The organism is Paenibacillus sp. WC2504 (assembly GCF_052682475.1).
The window spans coordinates 5418135-5444690 of record NZ_JBQZFH010000001.1; the positions used below are offsets into that span (position 1 = coordinate 5418135).

Annotated in this window: 14 protein-coding genes; 1 reads left to right on the forward strand and 13 read right to left on the reverse strand. The window is 47.2% G+C overall.

Annotated elements, in window-relative coordinates:
• Positions 1 to 56: 56 nt before the first annotated feature.
• The 12 genes from ACUN27_RS24515 to ACUN27_RS24570 all read right to left on the reverse strand — a co-directional run bounded on the left by ACUN27_RS24515 (position 57) and on the right by ACUN27_RS24570 (position 24401).
• A complete protein-coding gene (locus ACUN27_RS24515) occupies positions 57 to 3572 on the reverse strand; it encodes an Ig-like domain-containing protein (protein WP_445559695.1) in 3516 nt (1171 codons plus the stop codon).
• Positions 3573 to 3952: 380 nt separating this feature from the next.
• Positions 3953 to 7099 carry a LamG-like jellyroll fold domain-containing protein gene (locus ACUN27_RS24520; RefSeq protein WP_445559696.1) on the reverse strand — a complete coding sequence of 1049 codons (3147 nt, stop codon included), beginning with the start codon at positions 7097 to 7099 and terminating at the stop codon, positions 3953 to 3955.
• Between the two features lie 91 nt (positions 7100 to 7190).
• Positions 7191 to 12356 carry a discoidin domain-containing protein gene (locus ACUN27_RS24525; protein WP_445559697.1) on the reverse strand — a complete coding sequence of 1722 codons (5166 nt, stop codon included), beginning with the start codon at positions 12354 to 12356 and terminating at the stop codon, positions 7191 to 7193.
• Between the two features lie 66 nt (positions 12357 to 12422).
• A complete protein-coding gene (locus tag ACUN27_RS24530; protein ID WP_326060812.1) occupies positions 12423 to 13271 on the reverse strand; it encodes a carbohydrate ABC transporter permease in 849 nt (282 codons plus the stop codon).
• A gap of 13 nt (positions 13272 to 13284) precedes the next feature.
• Positions 13285 to 14238: a carbohydrate ABC transporter permease gene (locus ACUN27_RS24535; protein ID WP_379171093.1), complete on the reverse strand. Its 954-nt coding sequence runs from the start codon at positions 14236 to 14238 to the stop codon at positions 13285 to 13287.
• 82 nt (positions 14239 to 14320) lie between these two features.
• On the reverse strand, positions 14321 to 15712 hold the full coding sequence (locus tag ACUN27_RS24540; RefSeq protein WP_315948876.1) for an ABC transporter substrate-binding protein: 1392 nt from the start codon (positions 15710 to 15712) through the stop codon (positions 14321 to 14323).
• Between the two features lie 221 nt (positions 15713 to 15933).
• Positions 15934 to 17154, reverse strand: coding sequence for an ABC transporter substrate-binding protein (locus tag ACUN27_RS24545; RefSeq protein ID WP_445559698.1), 1221 nt, complete (start codon positions 17152 to 17154; stop codon positions 15934 to 15936).
• An 82-nt stretch (positions 17155 to 17236) separates the two neighbouring features.
• Complete coding sequence (locus ACUN27_RS24550) at positions 17237 to 18226, reverse strand: substrate-binding domain-containing protein (protein ID WP_326060815.1); 990 nt, start codon at positions 18224 to 18226, stop codon at positions 17237 to 17239.
• Positions 18216 to 20012 carry a cache domain-containing sensor histidine kinase gene (locus tag ACUN27_RS24555; protein WP_326060816.1) on the reverse strand — a complete coding sequence of 599 codons (1797 nt, stop codon included), beginning with the start codon at positions 20010 to 20012 and terminating at the stop codon, positions 18216 to 18218. Before ACUN27_RS24555 ends, ACUN27_RS24550 begins: the two co-directional genes overlap by 11 nt.
• Entirely contained in the window at positions 20009 to 21631 is a 1623-nt protein-coding gene (locus tag ACUN27_RS24560) for a response regulator (protein ID WP_326060817.1), read from the reverse strand. Before ACUN27_RS24560 ends, ACUN27_RS24555 begins: the two co-directional genes overlap by 4 nt.
• Positions 21632 to 21961: 330 nt before the next feature.
• Positions 21962 to 23173 carry an MFS transporter gene (locus ACUN27_RS24565; RefSeq protein WP_326060818.1) on the reverse strand — a complete coding sequence of 404 codons (1212 nt, stop codon included), beginning with the start codon at positions 23171 to 23173 and terminating at the stop codon, positions 21962 to 21964.
• Between the two features lie 52 nt (positions 23174 to 23225).
• Positions 23226 to 24401, reverse strand: a complete 1176-nt coding sequence (locus tag ACUN27_RS24570; protein WP_326060819.1) for a glycosyltransferase WbsX family protein — start codon at positions 24399 to 24401, stop codon at positions 23226 to 23228.
• Between the two features lie 145 nt (positions 24402 to 24546).
• On the opposite strand from ACUN27_RS24570, the gene ACUN27_RS24575 reads away from it, so the two are divergent.
• Entirely contained in the window at positions 24547 to 25485 is a 939-nt protein-coding gene (locus ACUN27_RS24575; RefSeq protein WP_445559699.1) for a helix-turn-helix domain-containing protein, read from the forward strand.
• 172 nt (positions 25486 to 25657) lie between these two features.
• Here the strand turns inward: ACUN27_RS24575 and ACUN27_RS24580 are convergent, their stop codons facing one another.
• Positions 25658 to 26359, reverse strand: coding sequence for a hypothetical protein (locus tag ACUN27_RS24580; protein WP_315948863.1), 702 nt, complete (start codon positions 26357 to 26359; stop codon positions 25658 to 25660).
• Between the last annotated feature and the right edge of the window lie 197 nt (positions 26360 to 26556).

The window sequence follows — 26556 nt, forward strand, 5'->3', positions numbered from 1 at the left end:
AAAGGAGATCAGAGAATAGCTTCTTAAAAGCTCTTCTCTGATCTCTGCCTGTTCAATTATTGGATGATTTTCGTTGCAATCGCTGCGAGGTCATCGATGTCAATGACGCCATTGCCACTCACATCGGCTGCCTTCACATCCTGCCAATCTGCGCTTGCTGTTGTTTTACCATAATTCGCAGCTGCAAAAGCAAGGTCACCAATACTTACTTTACCATCATGGTTAATATCACCTGGAGTGCCCACCGTTATATTCACTCCAACGGACGATACGGTTGCTGCTGTTTCCGTTCCTGTGCTGTCAGCGAGCATAGCGCTTGCTACTGTGATCGCAGCTGATGCCGACTGCGAGATCGACTTTGCTCGGAAAGTTACTTCGACCAGCGGTGTCTCCCCCGTAATCGCGTTCCCTGCCCCTTCGCTAGCTAAAATAAGACGTAACTTACCTGACGTGTTCTTCGTAACGACAAGGCTTACTTTATCTTTCACCGACTTCGCTGACACGAAATCCAACAAGCTATCCTCATAATTTATCACGAAATCTTCGGCATAAACTTGACTCGTCACATTGTTCAAGCCTAAACGAACAACGAATTCACTGCCTGGCGTGACAGAGGAAACACTGCTGAGCGTCGTTTCCGCACTGGAAGGTACGCCTGCTTCCACAGTCACTTGGCTTGTCGCCTGATAACCGCCGTCAACGCTCGTGGCTGTAATCGTCACCGTCCCTGGTTTTATTCCGGTTACAAATCCCTTACCCGCTTGATTCTCCACGCTCGCTATCGATGTATCGCTGCTGCTCCATGTGACGCTCTTATTGCTCGCATCTGCTGGCTTTATCGTAGCCGTCAACGCTGTCGTCTGCCCTTGTTTGACCGTTGCCACAGATTTATCAAGCTGCAATCCCGTGACAGGAATCTGCACCGTTGTATCCTCGCGCACAGCACTTTTCAAATTCGGGAGCGCTTCTTGACCCAGAGCGTTGGCAACAACGGCTGTTTCCAATGAAGCGGTGGCAGACTCATCTTGTGCTGTCGCTTGGATCTTCAACAAAGCTGCATCCGGTGTAATGCCGTTTTCTGCGCTGAGCACGACTTTTGTTCGTCCATTAGCGGAATCGCTACGAATCACCTTCACACCTTCTTGAACGGATTCTACCGCCGTTACGTTCAGTCCGTTCGTCGCAACGACAATGTCCATTGCCTTAGCAGGGGACGCCGTATTGCTGACAGCCAACTCATAATACTTAAGCTGCTGCGTTGTTGGAGCTACCACTTTCGTCAGCTGTAAATTAGGCGCATCCGCTTTGTTCTGATCTTTTTGTGCGACGAACATGCCGTTAATCCCTTGTGAATCACCAATGGTACTGTTAATGCCCAGCCCCTTCAATACCGTGGCAGCCAAATCTTTGGTCGTTCCACCTTGCAAAATTTTCTCCTTGCCCACATCGGTTGCCACCGTTCTTCCGTTTGCCGCAAAGAAAATCGTTGTCGCCAGCGGTGAATCCTGTCCGTGTGAAGTCGCGCTTCCCAGTGTCGTATTGGCGTTCTCTGTGCCCCCGCCGTGATCCGGCAGCATGACAATCAATGTGTCATCCAGCAAGTTTTTATCCCGCAGAGCGTTGACAACTGTGCCTACGTTCAGATCCGTCTTCGTCAGCTGCTCATAATATTGCTTCGTGTAGAAGCCAATACCGTGTCCCGCATGGTCCATATCGTCAAATTGGATGAACATAAGCGATGTATCGAGCGCTTTACCGCTTGCCACATACTGCGCGAAAGCAGCTGCGTCCGCTTCATCATTTCCTGTTCCAATTTCAACGCCCACAGACGGCTCAATATGTCCGTCCAAAATGTTTTTCCACTGCGCGAAAGCGACCATTTTCTTGTTCGGCAGTGCTTCTCGTACCTTTTTGAAAACGGATGGATAGGGAGAGGTTTCCGAATAATAATAGAGTCCACTTTCCGTGTTATTGATCTGATGTTTGCTAAAGTCAACGCCATTCAACATAGCGCCCCAGTTCGGGGATGAGCTTGATGGCAGTGTCGTTTTGGCTGTGTAGCTGACAGCCCCTTTCTCAATTAGACTACGCAGGTTTGGCGCGATCTGTCTATTGCCGACCTGCTCCTTCAGAGAACTTGGCGTCTCCCAATACGGCGCATTTGGCATCACGGACAAACCGCCGCCATCCATACCGATGACGACAACCCTTTTATACGGAACGTATTGCGCATTACTGGCAATGGAGTTCTGCAGATCGGCAGAATTACCTTGTGCAAGGGCAAGGTCGGCAACCGTGACAACGCCGTCCTTATTCAAGTCTTCTGTCGCTTTCGGATGAATTTGTACCGTCTCCGGCTGCGAATTAAACGTTTCATTCACCATTTTGGTCGACCCGGCATAAAACTCTGCTTTGCTTACCTGAATTTGCCCTTGTCCGGAAGCCGCTTTCGTTTTGAAAAACACTTCAGAAATTCTCGATTTGCTATATTCATGCGGGTTGGTTTGGCCGTATACGATGCCTCCCGGAATGGTCAATTTCACGATCCCAGGTGTGGATGTATCAGCTGATACCGCGTTCGTTGCGTTTACAAACTCGAATAAGTTGCTGTCATAAGCGAGTTCAATGACTGATTTATCCACCGCCGTGCTCATCGTTGGCGTACGCAGATCCAAATTGACCCGGAACGTCCCCCCCTGTACGGCATGTTCAGCGCCAATCAAGTTCAAAGAACCTTTAAAGTTCTCATTCACCTCTATCGGAGGCGCGCTATTAAACATATCCCCGACTTCCTGTGCAGTGACAGCTCGTTTAATGACTTGCATTTCATCCACTTGCATATCAAACGTGCTTACTTCGTAATTCCCTGTACCATCGTTGCCGATCATCGTGGACAATCCCGAATCAATCGTTCCTGTTCTGCCCGCAATATTCATACTACTCGCAATGCTTTGGTATAACGTGCCGGTTTTCACCGAAATGGCTACAGGTACTCCGTCTTTATAGAAATCCGCGCGCCCGGTCGTACGATCATGGGAGACGACGATATGATGCCATTTCCCGTCAGCTACATTCGGAATCTCAGCATCTGCGCGCGATCCGCCCTGTGTGTTATAGTTCCATTTCAGACTATTATTCGGCTGTAAAGATAAGGCATAACCTACATTGCTGCCGCTAGCCCAGTTTTTGTTGGCAATAACCGGTGGATCGCTCGCTACACCAGGTGATTTAACCCAGAACGCTAATGTAAAGTTTGTACTTGTGCCGAATTGCAGATTAGCCGGCTTGCCCAAATTCAGATATTGCCTGTTCGCACTTGTCGAGTTGAGATTGAGTGCTTTCCCTTCTCTTCCTGCCACATAAGTTGGATTCCCCGCTGCTGTGACATTGGTTGCGTTTGTGGAGCTGTCGACAACATTGTCCTCAAACTTCAGTTGAAGCGCAAAGTCCGAAGCAACGACTGCGGCATAGGCGGATTCCGCCATAAATGGCAGCGTAACCGTCAAACTGGAAGTTGCTAAGAGCGTGGCTGTTAACGTAGTCATGAACACTTGCTTAAACGTTACTTTCACTTGGACATCCTCCCGAAATAAAGTAATAGTTTTTGCTGCTTACCAACACATTTACAAAACTAAAACAATACAAAAGCACACAATAACAACTTGTTACTCTGTGATCTTATGCGAGAGAAAGGAAATTGACAAGCCCTTTAACACAAGTTTACAAAACAAAAACAATGTAAATGCACACAAAAACAACTGGTTAATCTGTTAGTTTATTCGAGAATTTTCGAGGTGACAAGACTTTCGACAAAAGTTCCCACCATTCGTATTTTTTCAACGTTTAATACTCGACTCCGTAAGTCTTTCGGACTCAGCCGCCATTATATGCACGAAAATAGTCCCCAAAGAGGAGACCCTCAATGAATCTAGCAAGGGTCTCCTTCCTCTGTCTATTCCACCATTTTCGAAGCAATGAAGGCCAAATCGGAAATCTCAATCTCTCCGTCATTATTGAAATCCAGATGTTTAATGCTCGCCCAATCCGGACTTGACGTGTTTTTACCGTAGTTAGCTGCCATCATGCCCAAATCGCCGATCGATATTTTTCCGTCGTTGTTCAAATCGCCAGGAGTGCCGACAGGAATCGGTGTTACATGGATGCTTAGGGAAGAATTTAACGCTTTGAACTCGTTACCCAGCTCATTCCCAAGCGTAGTGTCCGTCACTTCAATGAAAGTCGTAATAGCCGTAGAAGTCACTTTGGAGTTAAAAGTGAGCTTTAACAATTGCGCATTGCCTGTTATGGCGTGACCTGCGCCTTGGCTGGCGGTGATCAAACGAATTTTACCCGATCCAACATTCGTTTTTCGCACGATGCTAAGATTCGGATACACCGGCTCCACCGATACGAATTCCATGACATTCTGATCATAGGTTAATGTGATATCTTCCGCATAAGCTTGCTGCGCCACATTGTTTACGCCATAAGCGACATCGAGCGGCTGTCCGCCCTGAACGTTGGAGCTTCCCGTAAGCGTCGTGTATGGTGCTTGTGGCGTAACCGCAGTCACTTTGATGGATGCAGACGCTTGCTTCCCGCCATACGTTGCCGTAACGACCGTTTCCCCTTGGGAAACACCCGTGATCGTACCGTTTGTTAGCGTAGCCAGCAGCGTATTGCCAGTCTGCAACACGGATGCAGCTGTCACATCTTGATTGGATCCATCCGAATACTGCGCTTTTACCTTAACAGGTGTGGATTGTCCTTGCTGCACTTCATAACTTGCCTCATCAAAAGCAATGGTTTGCAAGGTAGGCGCTGCTTGATTTTTCCTGCTATCCAGCAGCGTTTTTGCCGCTTGAAGGAAAGCGATCGCATTTACAGCCTGCTCCTTTGTCGTCGACCATGACTGGAATGTCCCCGATGCCCGGACGATTTCAGATCGGTATTCCTCCATTGCTGCCTGCGGATACTGTCCCGGACTGCTGCCTGTAACATTCGGATTGCCAGCAAGTGCCTGCGCTTGATTTAAATCAGCATATAGCTGGTCAAATTCGGCGATGGCCATCCGGTTTGCCTGCTCCTGATACGACTTTTGAACTTCATCCGCAGTAAGAGCGGTGCTGAATAGTCTGGCCACACTGACATCGCCATTTAGCACGATACCGCCCTTATTACCGCTGGAAGGGTCGGCCCCTATGGCAAAATTCATATTCGGCTGCTTGAGTTGGCCGGTGGCATTTAAGGTCTTCACTTTTTGACCATTTAAGTAAAGCACGATTTGTGTACCGTCATAGGTAGCCGCCAGATGATAGGGTATTCCTGCCGACAGGGTGACCCCTATACGTTTATAGGCCCCGTCGATGTATGCCCACAACTCCACATTGCCACTGCTTGTCGATTCAAACGAGAGACCTCCGCTCTCCGTATTACCGAAAATCGCCTGATTGCGCACAGAGTTCAAAATGTAGTCTGCTTCCAGAGTAAATTCGCCGACGACCTGTTTAATGGAGTCGCTTGGCGCGATCCGGAAATATTGATCGTTGGTTCCGTTCATTCTGCCCACATATTTTTTGAACACGTTACTGTACACAACCGTCGCACCAATGCCATTCGCCACAGCATCATTGTGCGCTGTAGACCGATCCTTGCCTGTGCCGTCGGTAAAGTCGATGTCAATGACGGCCAATTCATCGATCGAAGCTGCCGGGGCCGTTCTAAACTCCGTCGTTAGCGCTGCGTCGCTACGGTTATTGAAGGAATCAAGCGCCCATATTTCAGCTCTGTAAGGCGTGTTTGGACGAAGGCCGGCAATATCCAGCGACAGCGAGCTCGGAACAGGGTCGTAGTACCATTCTGAAAATGCTTTCAGCGACATGGACTGTACATTCGTATCCGCTTTAATCATATTGATTTCATACGAGTGCACCATCAAATTATCCGTTGCTTGATCGAATCTCAATTTGACTTTCTGTGCTTGAATTGAAGACGGATCTACGCTGGCATGTGCGCTTACAGGGAAAGTCGGCTTCACCTGATCGCGCCTGTTTGTATAGGTGAATTTTGATTTGTCTGCTGGATAACGCACCACATAATCTTCACCAGTCCACTTATTAGCATGAAAATCTCTGCGCTTAATGACAACCTGGCCATCCTGTACCTCAACAATTAATCCCTGCATGATATGATCGTCTGGGAAATTCCCCTGTATTTTGCCTGGTTCAAGTTCTGGGTAGCTGATAGCTGACGTGCCTAGTGAGGTAAAATCCTGCTGGTGAATCGACCTGGGATCGTCAATTGGATAATGGGAATGTCCCGTAAACGTCACGACCTGCGGATATTTACTTAATGCGTTATATAACTTGGTATTGAAATAACCCCAAAGATCACTGCCGTAAACGGTGTCCTTGATGTGCTGGTGATGAAAGACGAAAATCGGCTTGTTCGGATCCGCATTTTCGGCCAGCTTTTGCTCCAGCCAGGCGATCTGGGCATCTGACATTTTGCCGTCTCTCGTAGAATCTTCCGTTCCTAACATAATAAAATGAAAACCGTTAATCCATTTATCGTAATAATAGTTTTCTGTGCCCGTCTTTTGTTCAAAGCGGTCTTGCGCAAGCTGAGGCGTCAGTCCATTGATGTACTCGTGATTGCCGATGACGAACAAATTGGCGGCTGACGGCACTTTTTTTCGATTGAAGATGTTCATGACCGAATCATATTCGGAAATGGCCCCGTGCTCCGTCAGGTCGCCTGCAATGGCGATGGCGTCATAGTCAGGCACCAACGTTCGAATCTGATCCATCGCTTGCTCGAGCTTGGGAGCGTCTGTCGCGCGGTTGCCCATCTGCAAATCGCTAATAACGGGAAAAACGAGATAGTTTCCGTCGGAACGCTTGCGTGGTGTATAGACATCATCGGTCACGGCGGCTGATAGAGTTGCACCATATACCGTTTGGCTGCCCCCTGGCAAATCGATGCTTTCAGCTCTTGCCACTCCGTTTGTTTTCCCCGGCAAACTGTTAAGTGTCAAAACGCCGATTACGAATAAACTTACGGCTGATTTCCGGATTTTTGCAAATGACTTGGCATGCATCTGGATTTTACTCCTTTTCATTGTCAGTTAAGTGGAAGAGGAGGAACCTCTCGAACCGACAGTTCAAGAGTCCCTCTTTTCAGCTTAGGTACTATTCCATAATTTTCGAAGCAATGAAGGCCAGATCTGAAATTTCAATCTCTCCGTCATTATTGAAATCCAAGTGCTTAATGCTCGCCCAATCTGGACTTGACGTATTCTTACCGTAGTTAGCTGCCACCATGCCCAAATCGCCGATCGATACTCTTCCGTCGTTGTTCAAATCGCCAGGAGTGCCGGCAGGAATTGGCGTTACTTGAACGCTTAGGGTGGAATTTAATGCTTTGAACTCGTTGCCCAGCTCATTCCCAAGCGTAGTGTCCGTCACTTCAATGAAGGTCGTAATAGCCGTAGATGTCACTTTTGAGTTAAATGTAAGCTTTAGCAATTGCGCATTGCCTGTCACTGCGTGGCCTGCGCCTTGGCTAGCGGCAATCAAGCGAATTTTACCCGATACATCCGTTACTTTTTTGACAATGGTCAAGTTTGGATACACCGGATCCACCGATACGAACTCCATGACATTCGGATCATAGGTTAATGTGATATCTTCCGCATAAACTTGCTGCGCCACATTGTTTACGCCATAAGTGACTTGGAGCGGCTGTCCGCCCTGAACGCTGGAGCTTCCCGTTAGTGTTGTATATGGAGCTTGTGGAGTAACCACTGTCACTTTGATAGATGCAGACGCTTGTTTCCCGCCATACGTTGCCGTAACGACCGTTTCCCCTTGGGAAACACCCGTGATCGTACCGTTTGTTAGCGTAGCAAGAAGCGGATTGCTAATCTCAAACAGTGATGCAGTAGTCACATCTTTATTAGTTCCGTCCGAGTACTGTGCAGTAACCTTAACAGGTGCGGACTTCCCTTGCTGCACTTCATAGCTTGCTGCATCAAAAGCAATGGTTTGCAAAGTAGGCACTGGTACTACATCCACCTTGAACACATTCAGCTCGGAAGCAGAAGCAAAGTTGCCTGCGCCAGCCGTTGCTTCAAGCTTGATGAATGCAGCATGAACAGGTGCAAAATTCACTTCTTTCAGGCTGTTATTTTGCAGCCATGCTCCACTCGCCACTTTCGTATACTGATTGCCGTCATCGCTGACATATACGTTGTAAGCGGTAATTGTACCATTAGCGGCATCCTGACGAGGCGTGTATTCCAATTTGCTGATTTTGTAAGTTCCGCCTAAATTCAAAACAATCGATTGTGGCAGCGGATCCACGTTAAACCATTTGATATGCCACCAAGTGCTTGGATCTCCGTCAATCGCCAAGCCCGGTTCGTTGCCGGCCTGGAAGCTTGCAGCCGTTGCCGTCATTTGCGTTTGCGGGATTTTCACCAAGCCGGCTTGCCCCGTTACTGTAACCTCTAATGTAGCTTTATAACCGCCTTCTGCCGTAGTTGCGGTGATCATAGCTGTTCCTGCGCCTTTCGCAGATACGACGCCGTTCTCATTTACCATGGCAATCGCAGGGTTGCTAGTGCTCCAATTCACGCCTGTGTTTGCTGCATTCAGAGGCATGACAGTCGCTTCCAAGGCAATCGGTGCATCAAGCACATTCATTGTTATCGCTGAACGATCTAGCGTTATGCCCGTCACTGGGGCCGTTCCGACAATCGGCAAGCCGATCAGCTTTACGTCCGCAATGCTAGCCTTTGTATTCGCATCAGGCAGTCCCGTAATCGTGATTCGCACATAACGCCCTTGGCTGCCAAATGTATCTTTGAGAACTGGCGCTGCTTCGGTATTGTTCATGCGGTTCAGAACCTGAATCCAATTGCTGCTGCCCGCTTCACGAACTTCAAGCTTGTATTTGTAGACTTTATCGCTATGTCCGAACGCGATCTCCAGCCCTTGGATGGCATGCATGCTGCCCAAATCGGCGGACCATACATGACCAGCGTTCGTATCACCCGCCACCCACATCGTATCCATTTGGCCGTCGTTGGCGTTACTTGCCGCGAAGGACGGATCCGAACTGTCTGCCGATGCCGGTTTACCTTTCAGAATGTCCCCAAAGGTTGGCGGTGCCTGAGGCGTTTCATACACATCAAGTTCAGATGCTGAGGCGAACCCGCCTACAGCGACTACAGCCTCTAACTTCACATAGTGGGCGTCAACCGCTTCAAATTGAACATATTTTTTGATATTATTTCGAGTCCAGGAACCTGAACTAATTTTTGTATAATTCGTGCCATCGGTACTGACATACAAATTATAGGTTTGAATCGTGCCATTTCCAGCATCGGTACGCGGTGCATAACGGAATTGGCTAATGTTGCGCACCTTGCCCAAATCAACGATAATCGATTGCGGCAATTTGTCAGAGCCATCCCATTTCGTGTGCCAGACGGAGTTGGCGTCGCCATCAATGGCTTTGGATGCTTCGCTGCCCGGCTGGAAGCTTAACGCTGAAGCCTTCAGCTGATTTTTCGGAATCGCCAGAGGAACAGGTACGGTCCCATCCCGGTACACGTTCAACTCAGCCGCTGCCGCAAAGCCATTAACCCCAGCTGTTGCTTCCAATCTGACATACTGCGCTTCGGCGGTAGGGAACGTGACGGTTTTTTCCTGCTTATCTGCCGCCCATGTGCCGCTGGTTACCTTCGTATAATTGGTTCCATCTGTGCTCACATAGATGTTATAAGCGGTAATAATGCCATCCGTGCCTAGATACTGTCTTGGCAGGTATTTTAGTTTATTCACAGAGAATTTCGTGCCTAAATTCAGCGTAATCGACTGTGGCAGTGGTGCGCTGCCATCCAGCTTCGTACTCCACACCGTTTCCGTGCTTCCGTCGAGCGCATTCGCTAAAGGAGAAGTAACATCTGTACTTGTCGCTGCTGCCACAATGTCTCCTTGTGGGATTTTCGTTGGGTCATTATCCGGTTCCGGCAGTGTAATGACCGCTGCATCGGTCAATGGTGTCGTATCCGCTTCAAAGCCGGCTACTTTCAATTCAAATCCTTGATTCGACGGCATATCCGGCGTTTTCACATAGAGAATGCCGCCTTTATCTGCCGCATCATAATACCAGCCGCTTGCTGATGCCGCCCACTCCGTTTTACTTGCACGCTCCGTATAAGCGGAACCGCCAACAGCCACACTAGCCGGTTTCACGTGCATGTGAATTTGGAATTGATTGGTGCGTGCTGCCAGCTTGCCGTTGTAATCGCCTACGCTTGCTCCTACTTGAACCTTCAAATCGCCGGTTCCGGCTTCCGGAGCAACGGAAGTAATCAACGTTTTCGCAAACTTGCCATTGCGGTGCTCTCTCGTTACCCCATCATCCTCGTACATCGTGAAAGATGAAGTTTTGTAAGGATAGATATCGTACGTAATCGGATTAGGCGGCACTTGGCCGTCATAAAGCGTTTCCGGGTACATCGGAATAATGGCGCCGGCTTTGACGAGCAGCGGCACACGGCTCAGCGGAGCGCTGTATTCGTCCAGCATTTTGGAACCGTAATGCTCCGCACCCGTCCAGTAGTCGATCCATTTGCCCTTCGGCAAGTAAATACCGTTTCTTACAGTCGTATCTTTGTAAACCGGTGCTACGAGCAGGGACTGCCCGGACATGAATTGATATTGTGTCAATGTATTTTTCGTATTTGGATCGTTCGGGAATTCATAGACCATCCCTCTGGTGAACGGCGCTCCCGATTCATAAGCTTCATTGAGATAGGTGTAGAAATAAGGCGTCAAGCGCTGTCTAAGTTTTAAAATATCACGGTTATAGCTTGTGTAAGGCTCTCCATAGCGCCACGGCTGTTTATCCATGGATGCCCAACCGGACATGCTCATCAGAATTGGTGTAAACGCTTTCCATTGCAAATCACGGACATAGGTTTGCGCGCTGCCGCCGAAGATCCCATCCACATCACCGGTAGCGTACGTCATGCCTGACAAACCGGCGCCGATCATCGAAGGAATGTGGAAGCGGATGTATTCCCAGTTCCCGGATTGATCTCCGGACCAAACCGTTGAATAGCGCTGTGTGCCTGCCCATCCGCCAACGGACCACACAAATCCGCGAGAGTCCGAGTTGCTCTCAACGCCTTGATGCGCCTGCTTCGTTGCATCCAGCGCAAAGTCGTATCCAGGCCCTACCCACGCTACGTCCAGCTTATTCAAACGCGTACCGGCCACGCCTACTTCAGTGGCGATATTCGCGAGGCCGTTCTGCGTCCACAAGCCGGTGTAAAAGCCCAAATCATGAAGCTGCGCTACAGTACTCGGCAGCTGCACATACCCGCATCCATAACCGTCGTTCGGCAGCAGCCAACCGCCCGGCATGTCATTGTCGCGGAAGCCTTGCGCCACCTTCAGAACATCCGGCGTCGTCAGCTTATTCGGCTTGTTAGCGCCGGTATTGCTTGTGTTGTAACAATCCGCGTCCCCCATGCTCATTCCCCATCTAGGAATCAGCGAAGGTTTGCCTGTCAAATCTGTATAGCCGTTTAAAATATCCTTCATTGTATCGCCGTAAAAATAGTACGCATCAAAGCGATTTTCATTGTGCGTCAATTGTGCGGGACTACCGAAATCGTAGGTACCGTCTTGGAACGTATTCCGCAGTACGCCATAACCAGCGGTGCTCAAGTAAAACGGAGATGGATTGGAGACCGTACCGCTGCCCCAATCGCCAAAGTTTTTGGCGATCTTAATCGTCTTGTCCCGGTGAGAGAAAAATCCGTTTTGCATGCCTCCACCGTAGTAATACTCATCCGCTCCTCTAACCAGCTTCTGCGTTGTAGAGGATGAGCTGTAGTTTAACGGAGACTCCTCTTGCCAAACTACGGTCGTGTTGTCGCTTTTGTACATCGCGAATTTCAGCGGGCTTTTGTAAGCACGTAAAACAAATTTGCCTGTCGTGATTTTGTAGTAGCTGCCCTCATCTGTCCAATCCACAGCGACCGGGCCGAAATCCTCCTTGACCACGATTGGCTCTTTCGGCGCAGACGAGCTTCTGCCCGCTAACGTTTGAAAATTCCCGCCTACGCCGAGCCAGATTCGAACCATGTCGTCGCGATTAAAAATGACTTTCACCTTATCGGAGCCCGATGTGATCGTGAACGTCTTCGCGTCCGACTTCTCGAAGTTCGTGATGTCGCCAACCGCTGCCGCATGTGTCGTGGTCCCGCCCAAGAAGATGATGGCCACGACGAACATCAGGCAAAAAACAAAACCAAATGCGTGTTTAAGCGTCTTCACTTCCTACACTCTCCTCTTCATTTTCAACCTCATATGGCAAAACGACCGAGGGATACGATGTTGCTGCTAACCTTTTAATGCCCCAGCCGTAATTCCTCCTGTAATCTGCTTTTGAAAAATGCTATAAAAAACAATGGTCGGCCCCATGGATATAATCAGGGCAGCAAAAAGGGGGCCCCACTCCGTTCTGTACTGCATTTCCCCCTGCATAACCGCAATGGCTACCGGGATCGTATATTTAGTTGGATCATTGATCAACACAAGCGCGAACACATATTCATTCCAAATATTCAGCACCGTAATAATCGCTACGGACATCAATCCCGGCTTGGCAAGCGGAAGCATGACCCGGAAGAAGATGCCATAATGAGAAGCACCGTCAATCGCAGCCGCTTCTTCAAGTTCACTTGGCAGCGATTTGAAAAAACTGACGAGAACAAAAACGGCGAACGGCACGGCTGTAACCATGTAGACTAATATGAGACCAAATAAATTGTTCGTTAGATGAAGATCATTCAGCAAAAAGAACAAGGGAATGATCCCCAGAAACGTTGGAATCATCATGTAGGAGAGGTACGAATAGTACAGTAAACCGTTTCCTCGAAAGGTAAATCGGGCAATGACATAAGCGGTCGTAGCCGACAAGAGAACACCCAGGACTGTGCTTACGACTGTCACGACAAGAGAGTTCATAAAATTTTGACCAAAATGATATTTTCCCCACACGAACGAAAAATTCGACCAAAGTAAAGGGAAATTCGGCAAGTCCCACGGTTTGCCAATAAAGAACTGCTGGTTATCTTTCAAGGAACTAAAAATTGTCCAGAGCAGCGGATATAAAATACAAATGGACCAAGCGATCAGACACACTTTGAAAAACACGCGAAATGCCGGATTCATCATACGTTGACTCATAACAATTACTCCTCTACGTTAATTCAATGGTTTCTCTCTTCATCAGCCTCTGAAGGGTTGCTGTCGTGATCAAAGAAAGAACCAGAATGAGAACGCCAATCGCAGACGCATAGCTGAATTTGCCGAACTTGAAGGCATTCAAATACAAATAGGAGCCCATAACCTGTGTGGCATTATCAACTCCGCCTTCAAAGGTCATGATCGTCACGATGACGAATGAGCCATTCAGTGTCGTCATCACAATCCAGACCACGGATGTCTTGATCTGCTCCCACGAAAGAGGAAGAGTAATGAGCCAAAATTGTTCCCACTGCGAGGCGCCGTCAATGTCAGCGGATTCAAATAAGGATGACGGAATGCTAAGAATGCCTGCGACGAGCAAAATGATGGTAAATCCGATCCCTGCCCAGATGGAAGGCGGCAGAAGCGCGAATATCGACCATTTATCGCCTAACCAAGCGAAATCGAACTTTTTATCCGTAAATAAAGAGATAAAGGAATTCAGAAATCCAAGGTTCGGATTATACACATACCGCCAGAGAACCCCTACAACAACTACGGAGAGCACATTGGGCAAAAAGAAAATGATTCGATAGAAGCCTGAACCTCTGATATTGAACCTAGTAAGCGCTACCGCGAAGAATAAAGACAAAACCATAAAGCCAATGACTTTGCCGATGACTAGAATGTAGTCGTTTCGGATGGTTTTCAAGATTACACTGTCATGCACCATATCTGTAAAATTGCCGAGACCAATAAAATTATAGGTTTCAGAACCACCCGACCAATCAAATAAACTTAGATAAATGCCTTTAAACATCGGGTAGACGGTGAATACGAGATAAAGAAGCAAAGTTGGAAGGATAAAGGAAAGAATGAACATATTCCGCTTCATCTTCGCAGTTCCGGTTCTACCACTCATTTTCCGATCCATAGGGCCAGCTGCCGCTGTCTTTCTCTCTTTCATACTTCCCTCCTATCTAAAATTCTGACTGATAAGTGGTAAGATGGCATGCTTCCCTGCTTATCAGCCAGATCTTTATGGTGACTTATTTCTTTTCTTTGGAGCGGATTTTGTCTGTTGCTTCTTCCATACGATCCGCCCACTGCTGAGGCGTAATTTCACCTTTGGTAAGCGCGATTGTCGCGTTGTTTCTTGCTGTTACCAGTTCTTCTGGAATGACGATTTCAGGCGCAACAACCGTATTCGGTGAGTTATAGAACTTGGCTGCTTCTTTGGTTAAAGCCGGTGCATTCGTACCTTCCAGATCTGCTTTAATGTTGGAAGGAGCTTTGGAAAGCTCTGCCCATGCTTTACTTTGCTTTTCAGTGAAAATAAATTGCATGAACGCTTTGGCTGCCTCAGGATTTTTCGCTTTTTTCGCGATAGCCACTGTGGAGGTGTAAGGGTTCGCTACGAACTTGCCGCCTTTGTCTTGACCGATGGATGGCAGGAATCCGAACTCGAATCCAGCTGGGATGTCCTTGGCCATCTCGCTTTCAACCCAGATGCCTGTCGGAATGAACGCCGCTTTATGCTGCAGCCATTGGGACTGCGAATCCGTATGGTTCAGCGCCGGAGACCCTTTGTCGATAAGCCCTTTGTCTCTCATTTCCACGATTTTGGCGAGTGACTTCATGACCGGCTCGCTCTTCCAAACACCTTTTTCAAGCCCATTAATTTTCTTAAAGATGGAGGTATCGTAGTTGTTCATAGCGATAATTGTCGGGTCCAATAAGCCCCCGTTGATGTAGTAAGGGTACACCCCTGTATGAATGTAATCGCTCATTTGACCATCTGCTTTAATTTTCTCTCCTAAAGCCATGAAGCTTTCGAAGTCAGCAGGCGCTTGCCAGCCTTTGCTTTTGAATAATGCTTTATCATAGAACGTGCCCCATGATCCAAAAACAAGCGGTACGGCGAAGGCTTTGCCTGGTTTATACTCTTCCGGCTGAGCGATCAATAGATCGAGAATCTTTTTACCATCTACGTTCTTGGCATCCTTGAGCCAGTCCGTAATATCCATAAGCTGATCATCCGTTACCATTTGTCTGGTGTTAGAGCCAGCTCCGTCGATGTAAACAAAATCGGGCGGGTTGCCTTGCAGCCAACGGGGTTTCATTTGATCGTTAATTTTCGCTCCGGCAGATTCTTTAATCTTCAAATTCGGATTTTGTTTTTGGAAATCGGCAATGGCTTGTTTCCACCAAGCGTCGCCATATCCGCCGACAAAATATTGAATTTCAAAGTCACCGGCAAGCTTCGTTCCCTCCGGTTTGGCGCTGTCAGCCGGTTTCGCGCTTTCCACAGGCTTAACGCTTTCAGCTGGCTTCACAGATGCCGTTGTCGTATTTGCGTTGTTGCTTCCACAGGCCGTTAACGTCAGCAGCACCGTCGATAATACCATACCCCATGTCATTGCTTTTTTTGGCTTCATCATCGTATAGACCTCCCAAGAGTTTTGCGGAGCAAACGTGTAAGAATACGTCCGCTTCTACGTTTCGCAATTCCTTTACACACTTTTATCATAGTAATTTTCTTCCTATACAACCATTGAATTTAGTACTGTAAATAGGTGAAAATGTACTGTCTTTCCTTTGTTTTTGGACAACGAAACAAAAGCCAGGAATGATTTCCTGACTTTTGCACAACATGTATAAATTAGCGGCTCTTCTCCAACGCGATATGCTGCAGCCTGTCAAGTGCCTGTTTCGGCGTCATTTGACCAAGCAGCACCGTCTGACCCATATTTCTAGTTGCATTAAGGACCGCAGACCATGCCGGATGATTAATCGGGTAGAACTTTGCATTTTTAATCGCATTTAAATTTTGTTTCATCAAGGTATCATCTGCCGCCATTTTATCCCCCACCGTTCGAATGGTAGGCAGAAATCCCTCCCTGAGAACAAACTCTTCATACCGGGCATCCTCATAAATAAAATCAAGAAATTTAGACAGCGCGTCCTTATTGGTATGATCGGTTTTGAACGACATCCACACATCCTGTACGCCAAGGACCATAGGCGTCTGGCCTTCTTTTACGGGGATCGGCCCTTTGGCCCATTTTAATCCCGGGAACTCCTGCGGTACGACTGCCTCGAAATAATTACCCGAGATCAGCATGCCGAGCTTGCCATTCCCTAGAATTCGCTGTTTTTCATCCCGCGTCGTAATCGCCGGCTCTGGATCCGTCAAGCCCTTGTCATACAAGCTCTTGAGGAAAGTCAACCCTTCCACATTTTCACGAGAATTGATCGTCCATTCGCCATCCTTCATCCAGCCCCCTCCGGCACCATAGAAGAAATAGGAGAGGTAAGCCCAGATTTCATTATCCGTCAGATCGACGCCAAAACCGTCCACTTGCTTCCTGTCTTTGATGATGCGTGCTCCTTCTTCCAGATCTGTCCACGTTGTTGGAGGTTCTGTCAGACCGACATCATTGAAAATATCTTTGTTATAATACAATTCCCGGAGTGTTGTTACATAAGGAATCGTATATTGCACGCCATTCATCTTACTGCTCTCCATCAGATAGGGGTAAATTTTATCTTTCAATCCCGGGGAGAAAAGTTCATCCATGTTGTTGAGAAGCCCATCTTTCGCGAAATGTGCGTAAATGTTCGTGAGCAGCAAATCCGGGGGTTGATTGCGGCTAATCATCGTATTGTAGGCACTGTCGAGAATGTCCCAATTGATGACCTGCAGCTCGACCTTGATATTGGGATACTTGACTTCGAATTCCTTCACGACATTTTCAAAATAAGGTTTGGTAGACGCGCTGTATTCAGGAGCCACAAACGAAATAGTCGCTTGAGCCTCGTGATCGGTGGAGACGGGTAGGCGTGCATCTCTCCACATACATCCGGTTAACAACGTGGTCATAATTTGAAGGATTACTAGCAAAGATACCTTTGTACGTCTATGTAAGTTTCTCACCGATTCGATTCACCCTTCCGTTCAACCCCTATTTTTCCACCAAAGGAAAGAGAAGCTCTTGATTTTCCTGGGTATACATGTTTTCTTTCGTTATGACAACAGCATCTATATTCACCTTAGGAGTCACTTTAATCCCGTTTAACGCTTGTACAGCCGTTTCCAGGGACAAATACCCCATAGTAAATGGCTTTTGAACGATCGTTGCCTGTAAACTGCCTTCTTCCAGAAGTTTGATCTGGTAAATGGAGCTGTCGAAACCAACGATGTTAATTTGATTTAATCTTTGCTTCTCCTTCACAGCCCTGGCTGCTCCCAGAGCGGCTGTTTCACTCAAGCCAGCAATCCCTCGGATGTCGGGAAACTGTGCAAGCAGATTTTTCACACTGTCATAGGCGCCATCTTCCGTCCCGTCAAACACATAATTTCCAGCATATTCAACTCCCGGAAAGTCAGCAATCGCGTCTTTAAAGCCGTCCTCACGATCCTTTTCGACGATGGAGCCTTTCTTGCTGCTGAGTGTCATAACACGGTATAAGCTTCCGTTCTGCCCACCCGCCAATATCTTTCCGGCCTTTCTACCCGCTTCGATATTGTCCGTAGCAATAAGACTTGCTTCTACGTGCGTTTGAATCGGGGAGTCAATCAGAATCACCTTGATGCCGGCCGCTCTTATTTTATCTACCGTTGGTGTAAGCCTTTCGTAATCGGTCGCTGCCAGGATTATCGCATCAGGTTTCTTCGCAAGAGCCTCGTTCAAATTGCGAATTTGGCCCGTTGTGTCCGTCTCAGATAGTGGCCCCGTAATATCAATATTGACAGCCAGCTCCTTGGCGGCCGCCTTTACCCCTGAACTCACCATCTGCCAGTAATCGGAACGAATATTGTTCGTTTTCAATACGACAGCGATCTCAAACTTTCTCTGATTCGTAATGCGCAGCATCTCCACGCTGTAGACCACTAAGAAGCCGAACACAATGACGAGCAGCACGGCCAAAAACACTGGCTTTTTAAGAACCATCTAGCGCTCCTTTCTGGACACATTTGGGAAGTACAATGGTAACCTCCGTCCCCTCCCACTTCTCACTTTGAAAGCTTAAACCGAACTCATGCCCAAAAAGTTTAATGCGTTCATGAACATTGCTGACCCCAATACCTCGGATGATGCCATCTTTCATTTTCAAAATTTGATCCAACTTCTCCGGCTCCATGCCGACCCCGTTATCCGCAACCACAAAAACAATCGTATCCCCGTCTTCTTTCCCCGTTATGTGGACCAATCCAGGCTCCAAGCTATTTTTGATGCCATGATAGATCGCATTCTCAACAATAGGCTGCAAAATAATTTTGGGGATATGAATATCAAGAATCCCGGGTTCTACGTCGATTTGAAAATCAAGCTTGTCTTTGTACCGTAACGTTTGAATCAACAAATAGTTGGTGATATGCTCAATTTCCACTCGAACGGGGACGGTTTCATTGTTTTTATTAATAATCGCGCGAAACAGCTTGGCTAACGATGAAGTCATCAGAACGACCTCCTCGTGTTTTTTTCGCTCCGCCATCCAGATAATCGAATCCAGTGTGTTGTATAAAAAATGAGGATTAATTTGCGCTTCCAGCAGCTTCATTTCGCTTTTGCGTTTGCTTTCTTCATTTTGAATAATTTGATTCATCAAATCTTTGATGCGGCCTACCATGATATTGAAAGTCTGACCCAATTGTCCGATTTCATTCCCGCTCCGAAATTCCGAACGGATGTTGAAATCTCCTTTTTCCACTTGTTTCATGCTGCTCTGTAGAAGTTTGATTGGTCTGGATAGATGGCGAGAGATGAAAAAGGAGAGGTATAACGCGATGACTAAGGCTAGAATCGTCCATAAAAAATAAGACAGATTAATTTGATTCTGGTTGGCAATCAGCTCGCTGGCATAGGCGACCCCAACGATTTTCCAGCCGAAATGTGTTTCTTGGATCGTATAGATCCGTTTCTTATTCCCTTCCCCGGTAACGAAGCTACCGCTGCCGGACTGCTTCACCTGATCGATCATCTCCGTCTTGAGATTGCTGTTAATCAGCTTCTGCTGGGGGTGGTACACGAGGCTTCCATCCTTGTCGATGATAAACACATAACCTCTTTTGCCCAAGTTAATATGGCTGCAAATTTCATTCAAGACACTCAAATTGAGATCAACTAAAAAAATACCTTCTCCCGTTATGCCGTCTGCACTCTTCAACTCCCGGCTGAGTGAAACCACCCAGCGATACTCGTTTTGAATAAGGTTCTGGACATGCGGTGCAGAAATGACGGATTTGCCGCCTTCCGCTTTCGCGTTTTTGTACCACGGCTGTTCCTCGAACCCGGAGTTCGTATTCAAACTTGTAATCCTGCGGTCAGAAACAAAACGGTTGTTATAGCCAAAAACCATGATTGAGGCAATATCTTTGCGTGTGATTAAAATCGATTGAAATAAATCCGAGATTCGTTTCTCATACGGTCTACGTTCCTCTTCGCTAATGAAGCTGTTTCCCGTAATATAATACTTCACATCTTTGTTCGTGGAGGCCAGCATAGAGATATCTTCCATGTTGGTTATATAGGATTGAATGTTGATATTAACCTGTTGAATAATTTCAGCTATGTAGTGCTTGGAATTCATTTCTACCGCGTCAGCCGAGAGTTGATAGGAAATATAACTTGTAATCGTTATCAAAAATAAAATCAAGCAAGAAAAGACGACAGAAATACTGGATTGGATGCTTCTAAATTTAAAAAGAAACATGCCGACATCCTTTTCTTTTCTCATTGGATTTTCTCCCTTAACAGCTTTTCTCGGTACTCCTTAGGGGATGTTCCCGTGTTTTTCTTGAACAACACACTAAAGTATTGCGGATCGGAATAGCCTACTTTCGCCCCGACTTCATAGGATTTCAGTGCCGTATGCTGCAGCAAATCCTTCGCTTTTTCAATGCGGACCCTTGTTACATATTCCATGATCGTCTGTTCTTTGTGCTGCTTGAAAACGGTGCTGAAATAACTTCTGCTCAAATGCACATGACGGCAGAGGTCATCGACCGTGAGGTTCTCGTCGGAATAGTGCTCGTCGATATATTCGGTCACGCTCCGAACTTGCATTTTCGTCTGATCGTTTCGTTGCTCCGAAATATAGGAAATAGCTTCCCTGCAAATCGACTTGAGCCAAGCTTCAATCTCGTCCAACGTTTTGAAGCGATTAATATCTTTGATCACAATGTCATGGCCTTGAAAATGAGCACTATCATTTCCTGCAAGCTCGTGAATGGTGGTCATAATGGCTATAATAATCGCCTGAATTTGGAGATAACAAGCTCCTATTGGCATCAAAGATGCCTTTAAATTACTTATTAGCTGCCCCGTCAAAGCGTAAGCTTCCTCGAGCGTCCCTGTTTTGATTAGCGTTGCAAACCTGCGATTCCACTCGATATCCAGCTGCTGCGCCGGTTTCTTGGCGCCTTCCATGTCGAGGATCGAAATGACCTTATTTTTCCCATGCAAAAAACGGTAATCCAGTGCAGAAATCGCTCCATTGTAAGACTGCGGGAGCTCGCGTAAGGATCTGGACAACGTACCGACACCGACGGTCACAGTGAATTTCAAGTATTTCTCCATGCAGAAACGAATTACTTCCGATACATTAAGCGCAGCTTCATAGGCCCCTTCTTCCGCTTCGCCGGAGAAAATGACAACCATTCGCTCCTCCCTCGTCCGAAAGACGATGGCGTTTTTCCCCTCCGTCACTTCTTGCACAATATTGAAGGCTGCGGATCGGAAAAGCTCCGGATCGTTTTGCCATTTCTCTTTCTTTATATCGTCAAAGTCGTCGATGTCAATCGCAACAACCAGATAAGGCGGGGCAATTGGCGGCAAGCCGAAATACGCAAATCTCTCTTGTACCCGGTCATCCCGCAAAGTACCGCCCACTAACTGCTCAAGAAACCGCTCTCTTAACAAAGGCAAACTTTGATGAAGCTGCATCTTCAGGAGTGAAAGATTCTCACGGTTTTCAGCTTCCTTATCCATCTCATCTTTGACTTTATCCAAGAGTAGGCGAAGTTCGTTTGCCGTTATTGGTTTGACGATATAATCATGCACCTTCAAGCGCAGTGCTTTCTGGGCATAATCGAACTCGTCATGGCCTGTCAGGATAATCACCTTAATATACGGATAATTCAAGTGAATCTGCCTGGTTAATTCAATTCCGTCCATAAACGGCATGCAGATATCCGACAAAACGAGATCAGGCCGAAGTTCTGCGATGGCTTCCAAAGCTTCGCTGCCATTCCTGTAGTCGCCAATACATTCAAAGCCGTGCCGTTCCCAATCGATGCTCTCTTTGATGCCTTCTCTGACTTCCACTTCGTCATCAACGATCACGATTTTATACATCGTATACACCCCTGTCTCTACATAAAAAAACGGATTTCCGATCATGTCAGGAATCCGGTCACAGCTATGGATGCTTCATTTCCTAATATTATACAAGTCTTTAGTTGCATCGGAAAGGAGTCTAATTTGTATGATTTTGTCGATCTATCCGAATAAATGTATGATCATCCAAGCGGAAGCAAGTGAAAACACAAAATCAAGCATTAATTCCACTTATTTGTGCACGATTTTTACCTTGGTTAAGAAAAACCCTGACGGATCAAATCCGTCAGGGTTAGGTATTAGCAGGTTCTATTCATGGGAACTACAGGCTCTAATTTGTCCTTAAGCTTACTTCGTCAACGATGCACTCGGCACATTCTGCTTCCTCCGCAGCCAAACGACGAGCCCGAATACAACCACAGTCGCCATAGACACCCATGAGCTGTATAGAAAAACTTGTCTCATGCCGTAAGCGGCGCTCATGATTCCGCCAAAGAAGCTGCCGATGATGCGGGCGGCTCCAAGACTGAGCAAGCCGTTCAGCGTCTGACCGCTGGCTTTCCACTCGGCAGGCACTTCACGGTTAATGAATGTCGCCAAGGTGACAGACAATACGATGAAAATCACACCATGCAGCGCCTGTACAGGCAAAATCCAATGCGGTTGATCAATGATGGAAAATAAGAACCACCGGATGCCAGACGCGAGTGCGGCAATGATCAAAATCATCGAGATCGAAACACGCTTGAAGATCCAGCCGGAAAACAGTAAGAACGGCAGCTCGCTCATCGAAGAAATGACCATCGACCAGCCGAGCAGCAAGCTATCGGCCCCCATTTCCTTGAAGTAAATGGGGAAAAAAGCATAATAATAGCCCAGTGTAACTTGTACAATGAAATTAATGCCCAAATAAAACATCAGCTTGCCATTGCGGAAAAGCTCGCGAAACCGTTTGCCGGTTACGTTGACCTGACGGCTCGCCGCTGGCGGAAAACACCATAACAGCAGTAATCCCGCAAGCATCGTTCCTGCATAGACAGGGAACATGGAGTTAATATGCGATTTGGCGACGATCCCGAACACCAGCGACATCGTGGCGAAACCGATGGTCCCCCCAAGGCGGATCCAACCAAAATTCCATTTGGGACGACGATCCAATTCTTCCAGTGTAATCGCATCGCTTAACGCGAAAATAGACGTTTGAAAAAACATAAACACGCAAATTAATATAAGCAAATAAATGAACTGATGTGAAAGCGAGAAGAACATAATGGAAATGCCGCTCCCGATCAACAGCAACGCAAGCACACTATTTTTGGTTTTGGAACGATCACCAAGCGCTCCCCAGATCGGTTGACCTAACATGGCAACTAGGGGTCCAAGGCTGAGCAGCATGCCGATTTGCTCCTGAGAAAATTTGACGTTATACAGGTAGACCGGTAAAAATGTGCCGTACACCGCATTCCCCATATAAATAACTGCGTAAAACAACATAAATGCGTAAAGTCTCGTTGTAAGCCCCTTCTTTCCTTCTAGAAATATAAATAGCCAGCCCTCCAAGATGAAGGGCCAGCTCCGACTTAAGGTTATTAAAACTGTACGACAAGTCCACTTAGCGTTCAAGTGTTTTTTTCGTAGAGGCTCCTTCTCCCTCTTGCGGCCTGCCGCCAAATACATCTCGAATCGCTTCCAAATAGGCCATTCCATTGATCGTATCCGGCTCCAAATAGCTGCCCTCCGTCCATTCGTTCCACGCATTGATGGTGAAGATGGAAGGTTGCGTCACGCCACGATCGAGAAATGCTTTGACACCCTCCAAAGCCATCTTAAACGCTTGAGGTGTATTCCCAGCGAGGGTAGCCATGTAGGGATACCCCAAATCTTCAAAAGTTTCCGATTGCACCGTTCGCGGAGAGGAGTCCCAGCCCATCGTCACATTCGGATAATAAGGCAGCTTATAATCTGCCGTGAAGGTTTCATAATCAAGCTGAGACTTCTCAACAATGGCTGCATAGTCCGTCTCCGGGAACAGATCCAGAGGCTGATGATGAATCCATACATACGAAGAAATACTGTCTAGACCAAGCTGCTCCAGCACTTCATGGATATTCGCAATCTTTTGCTCAGTAGGCAGAATTTGCAGTCCCCAAACGACGACATTTAAGTGCAGCTCCCCTAATCCGGCCGCTCGTACTCTTTCTCGGAACTCTTGTAAAATTCGCGCCGTTTCCTCCATTCCGCCTAAACCACGAATCAGGCTGTGAATTTCGTAGAACGAGACATAAAGCCCTTCATTGACATGCCAATAGGATGGATGTGAAAAATAGTTCTGAATCATATGGTCCGTCGCTTCAATGAAGCCCTTCTCGCTGATCTGGCCTTCGGCCTGCACGTTGTAAGGTCGGCTGCGCTGAGCGGGATGAATGTCGATCCAATCATGATTCGCCCACATAATGGCAAATTTCAACCGGTCATTATTCGGAGCTTGCAGGAAACCTTCATCCAGCGCTCGCTGCAAGAAGGGGCCATCCTCATACCAGTACCAATCAAAGATGAATGCTGTAAGGCCATAATCGGCCGCTGCTGCTATTTTGCGAGCCATGACGGCTGGATCCGCTTCATCCTCGTAACCCCATAATGGCACTTTCGGCTGCTGATGGCCGGGGAATTTAGGTTCCGCGCGCTTCACTAGCTCCCATTCCGTCCATCCTTCTCCGTGCCATGCATCATTTCGCTTATCCCGATGGTAATTGGGAAAATAATAGGCTGCTGCTTCATAATTTGCCATCTTCGTCGCTCACCTCTTAGACCATCCCATAGTTTCGAAACCTGTCTATATTGTATAATTGAAGTAATCTTGCAACCACTTACAAAACAGACCTACCTACCACCATTTCGGACATCGTCCCAAGAAATGAGGGAGCAATGTGACCATGCCAAGAAAGCTGGGTTCCTATTTCGCCGCTGAATACATCGAAGATAACGGTTTTCTTTATGTGAATGAAGTCAAAGAAACACAATGGCTGCTAGAGCATGTTCACGATTTTATAGAGATTGTTGTAGTGCTTGATGGCAAAGGCATTCAGTATATCGATGGCCAACCTATGCACGTTCAGGAGGGGGATGTCTTCGCCCTGCCCATCGGTGTTTCTCACGTTTTTCGTCCTTCACCGGCCAAGCGTGCCGCCCCGCTGATCGTCCGTAATATCATGATTCGCTCGGAATGGCTTGAACATTTGAAGATTTGCCTTCCCGACTTATCCATCAAGCAATTGATCGATTGGCTGGTTGGCAAAGGGGATCGCACTGACTCCCTGCAGCGCTGGGCCAAGGCAGCCGATCATCTGGGCGCTATTCGCAGAATCAGTGAAAGCATGCAGGACATTCTGGCCAAGCGAGATGCGGCTTATTTAACTCAGGCCATGGCTTTGGTTACTGAACTGCTCGTATTGTTAATTCGCTGCTCCGAATGGCGGTTTGCCACTATGATGGCGCACATGAGTGACTCCAATAAAGAGTTATTGACCCTTCCCCCAACTAGAAGCTCAAACCGCAACGTTGAACAATTCCTTGATTACCTTACTCACGCGATGCCCGATGACTATACGTTACCGATGCTAACTGAGAAATTCCAGTTGAGCGAGCGCCAGATTCTGAGGATCTGCCATCGGCATCTGGGTACCAGCTACATGCGTTTCGTTCAAAAACAAAGAATAACACATAGCTGCCGCCTTCTGGCGTCTCCGGATTTGAAAGTCTATGAAGTGATGCACGCTTCAGGTTTCCAGAATGCCGATTATTTTAACCGGCTGTTCAAAAGACACACCGGCCTAACCCCAAGCGCCTATCGTAAATTGCTCCTGCATAAGTAAAAGACATGAAGAATCCCCCTGCCAACGGAATCGTTGAGAGGGGGATTGTGGGGATCAACCTAACGTATCGCTATACTCCCCAGTCTCCTATAAAATGGTCTGAATTTATGCTCATTTTTATACTTAATGCCGGAATGCAGTGTTGAGATCAGCATGATATCTCTCCTACTTTTTACATGACTAACCGGCCGGAGCAGCACGGACAGTTATCATTTTGCATATATACTTCTGAAACAAGTTTTAGATAGTCCATGGAGCTGCTTAGATCCATATCCTCCGGATTCATCCGGTATTGCTTGCCATTCATCATATTCCACACCTGCAGACGCTCCGGCATTTTGCCAAATGCTTTATAGCAATATACGACGGTCATATGGAAAAACATCTGCACCGCTGCATCGTTTTCTTCCATCATATATTTATGAATGACGAACGAATCTTTCGTCGGCTCCATGACTTGCATAATCATAGACAAACCCAAGTTAAGTTCTTCAACCCACACATTGCTGCTTTCAAAAAGCATCAGCGGGCAATCCACTGCATTTATCCCGGTAAGTGCTTTGTACAGATGCATAAGCACGCTTCGCTTAACATCCCCGTAGCATCCAAGTGAATCAAACTTGCGAAATTTATTCGTCCAGCGCCGCTCAAACAATTTCGTTAAGGTCAGAAACGTTCGAGACTTGAGCGGCAGCGAGTACCATTCGTTAATCGCGTGATACGCGGCATATTGTGTAAGCTGTTTCCAATCCGGTTCATCCGGTCGGTCCTTACCGATAACTTGCGTATGGCTCCGAATCCAACGCTCCAGTTGATAATCAGCAAGCACTTGCATGGTTCCCATGCCCATTCCGACTTCATTTTCGTTAATCATATGTATGGGACACCCCCGTGATGTGGTTGATAGCTTGAACTAAATGATAATGATTTTCAATTTCACTTAATATATCAAATGATAATGTTTCTCAATAAAACTGTCAAGATATCTGCAAAAAAAAGTAAAAAGGAATCCCAGCCTCTTATCGCGGCCTGCGGGATTCCCTTTTATGTCTCACAATCGGCATCATCGAT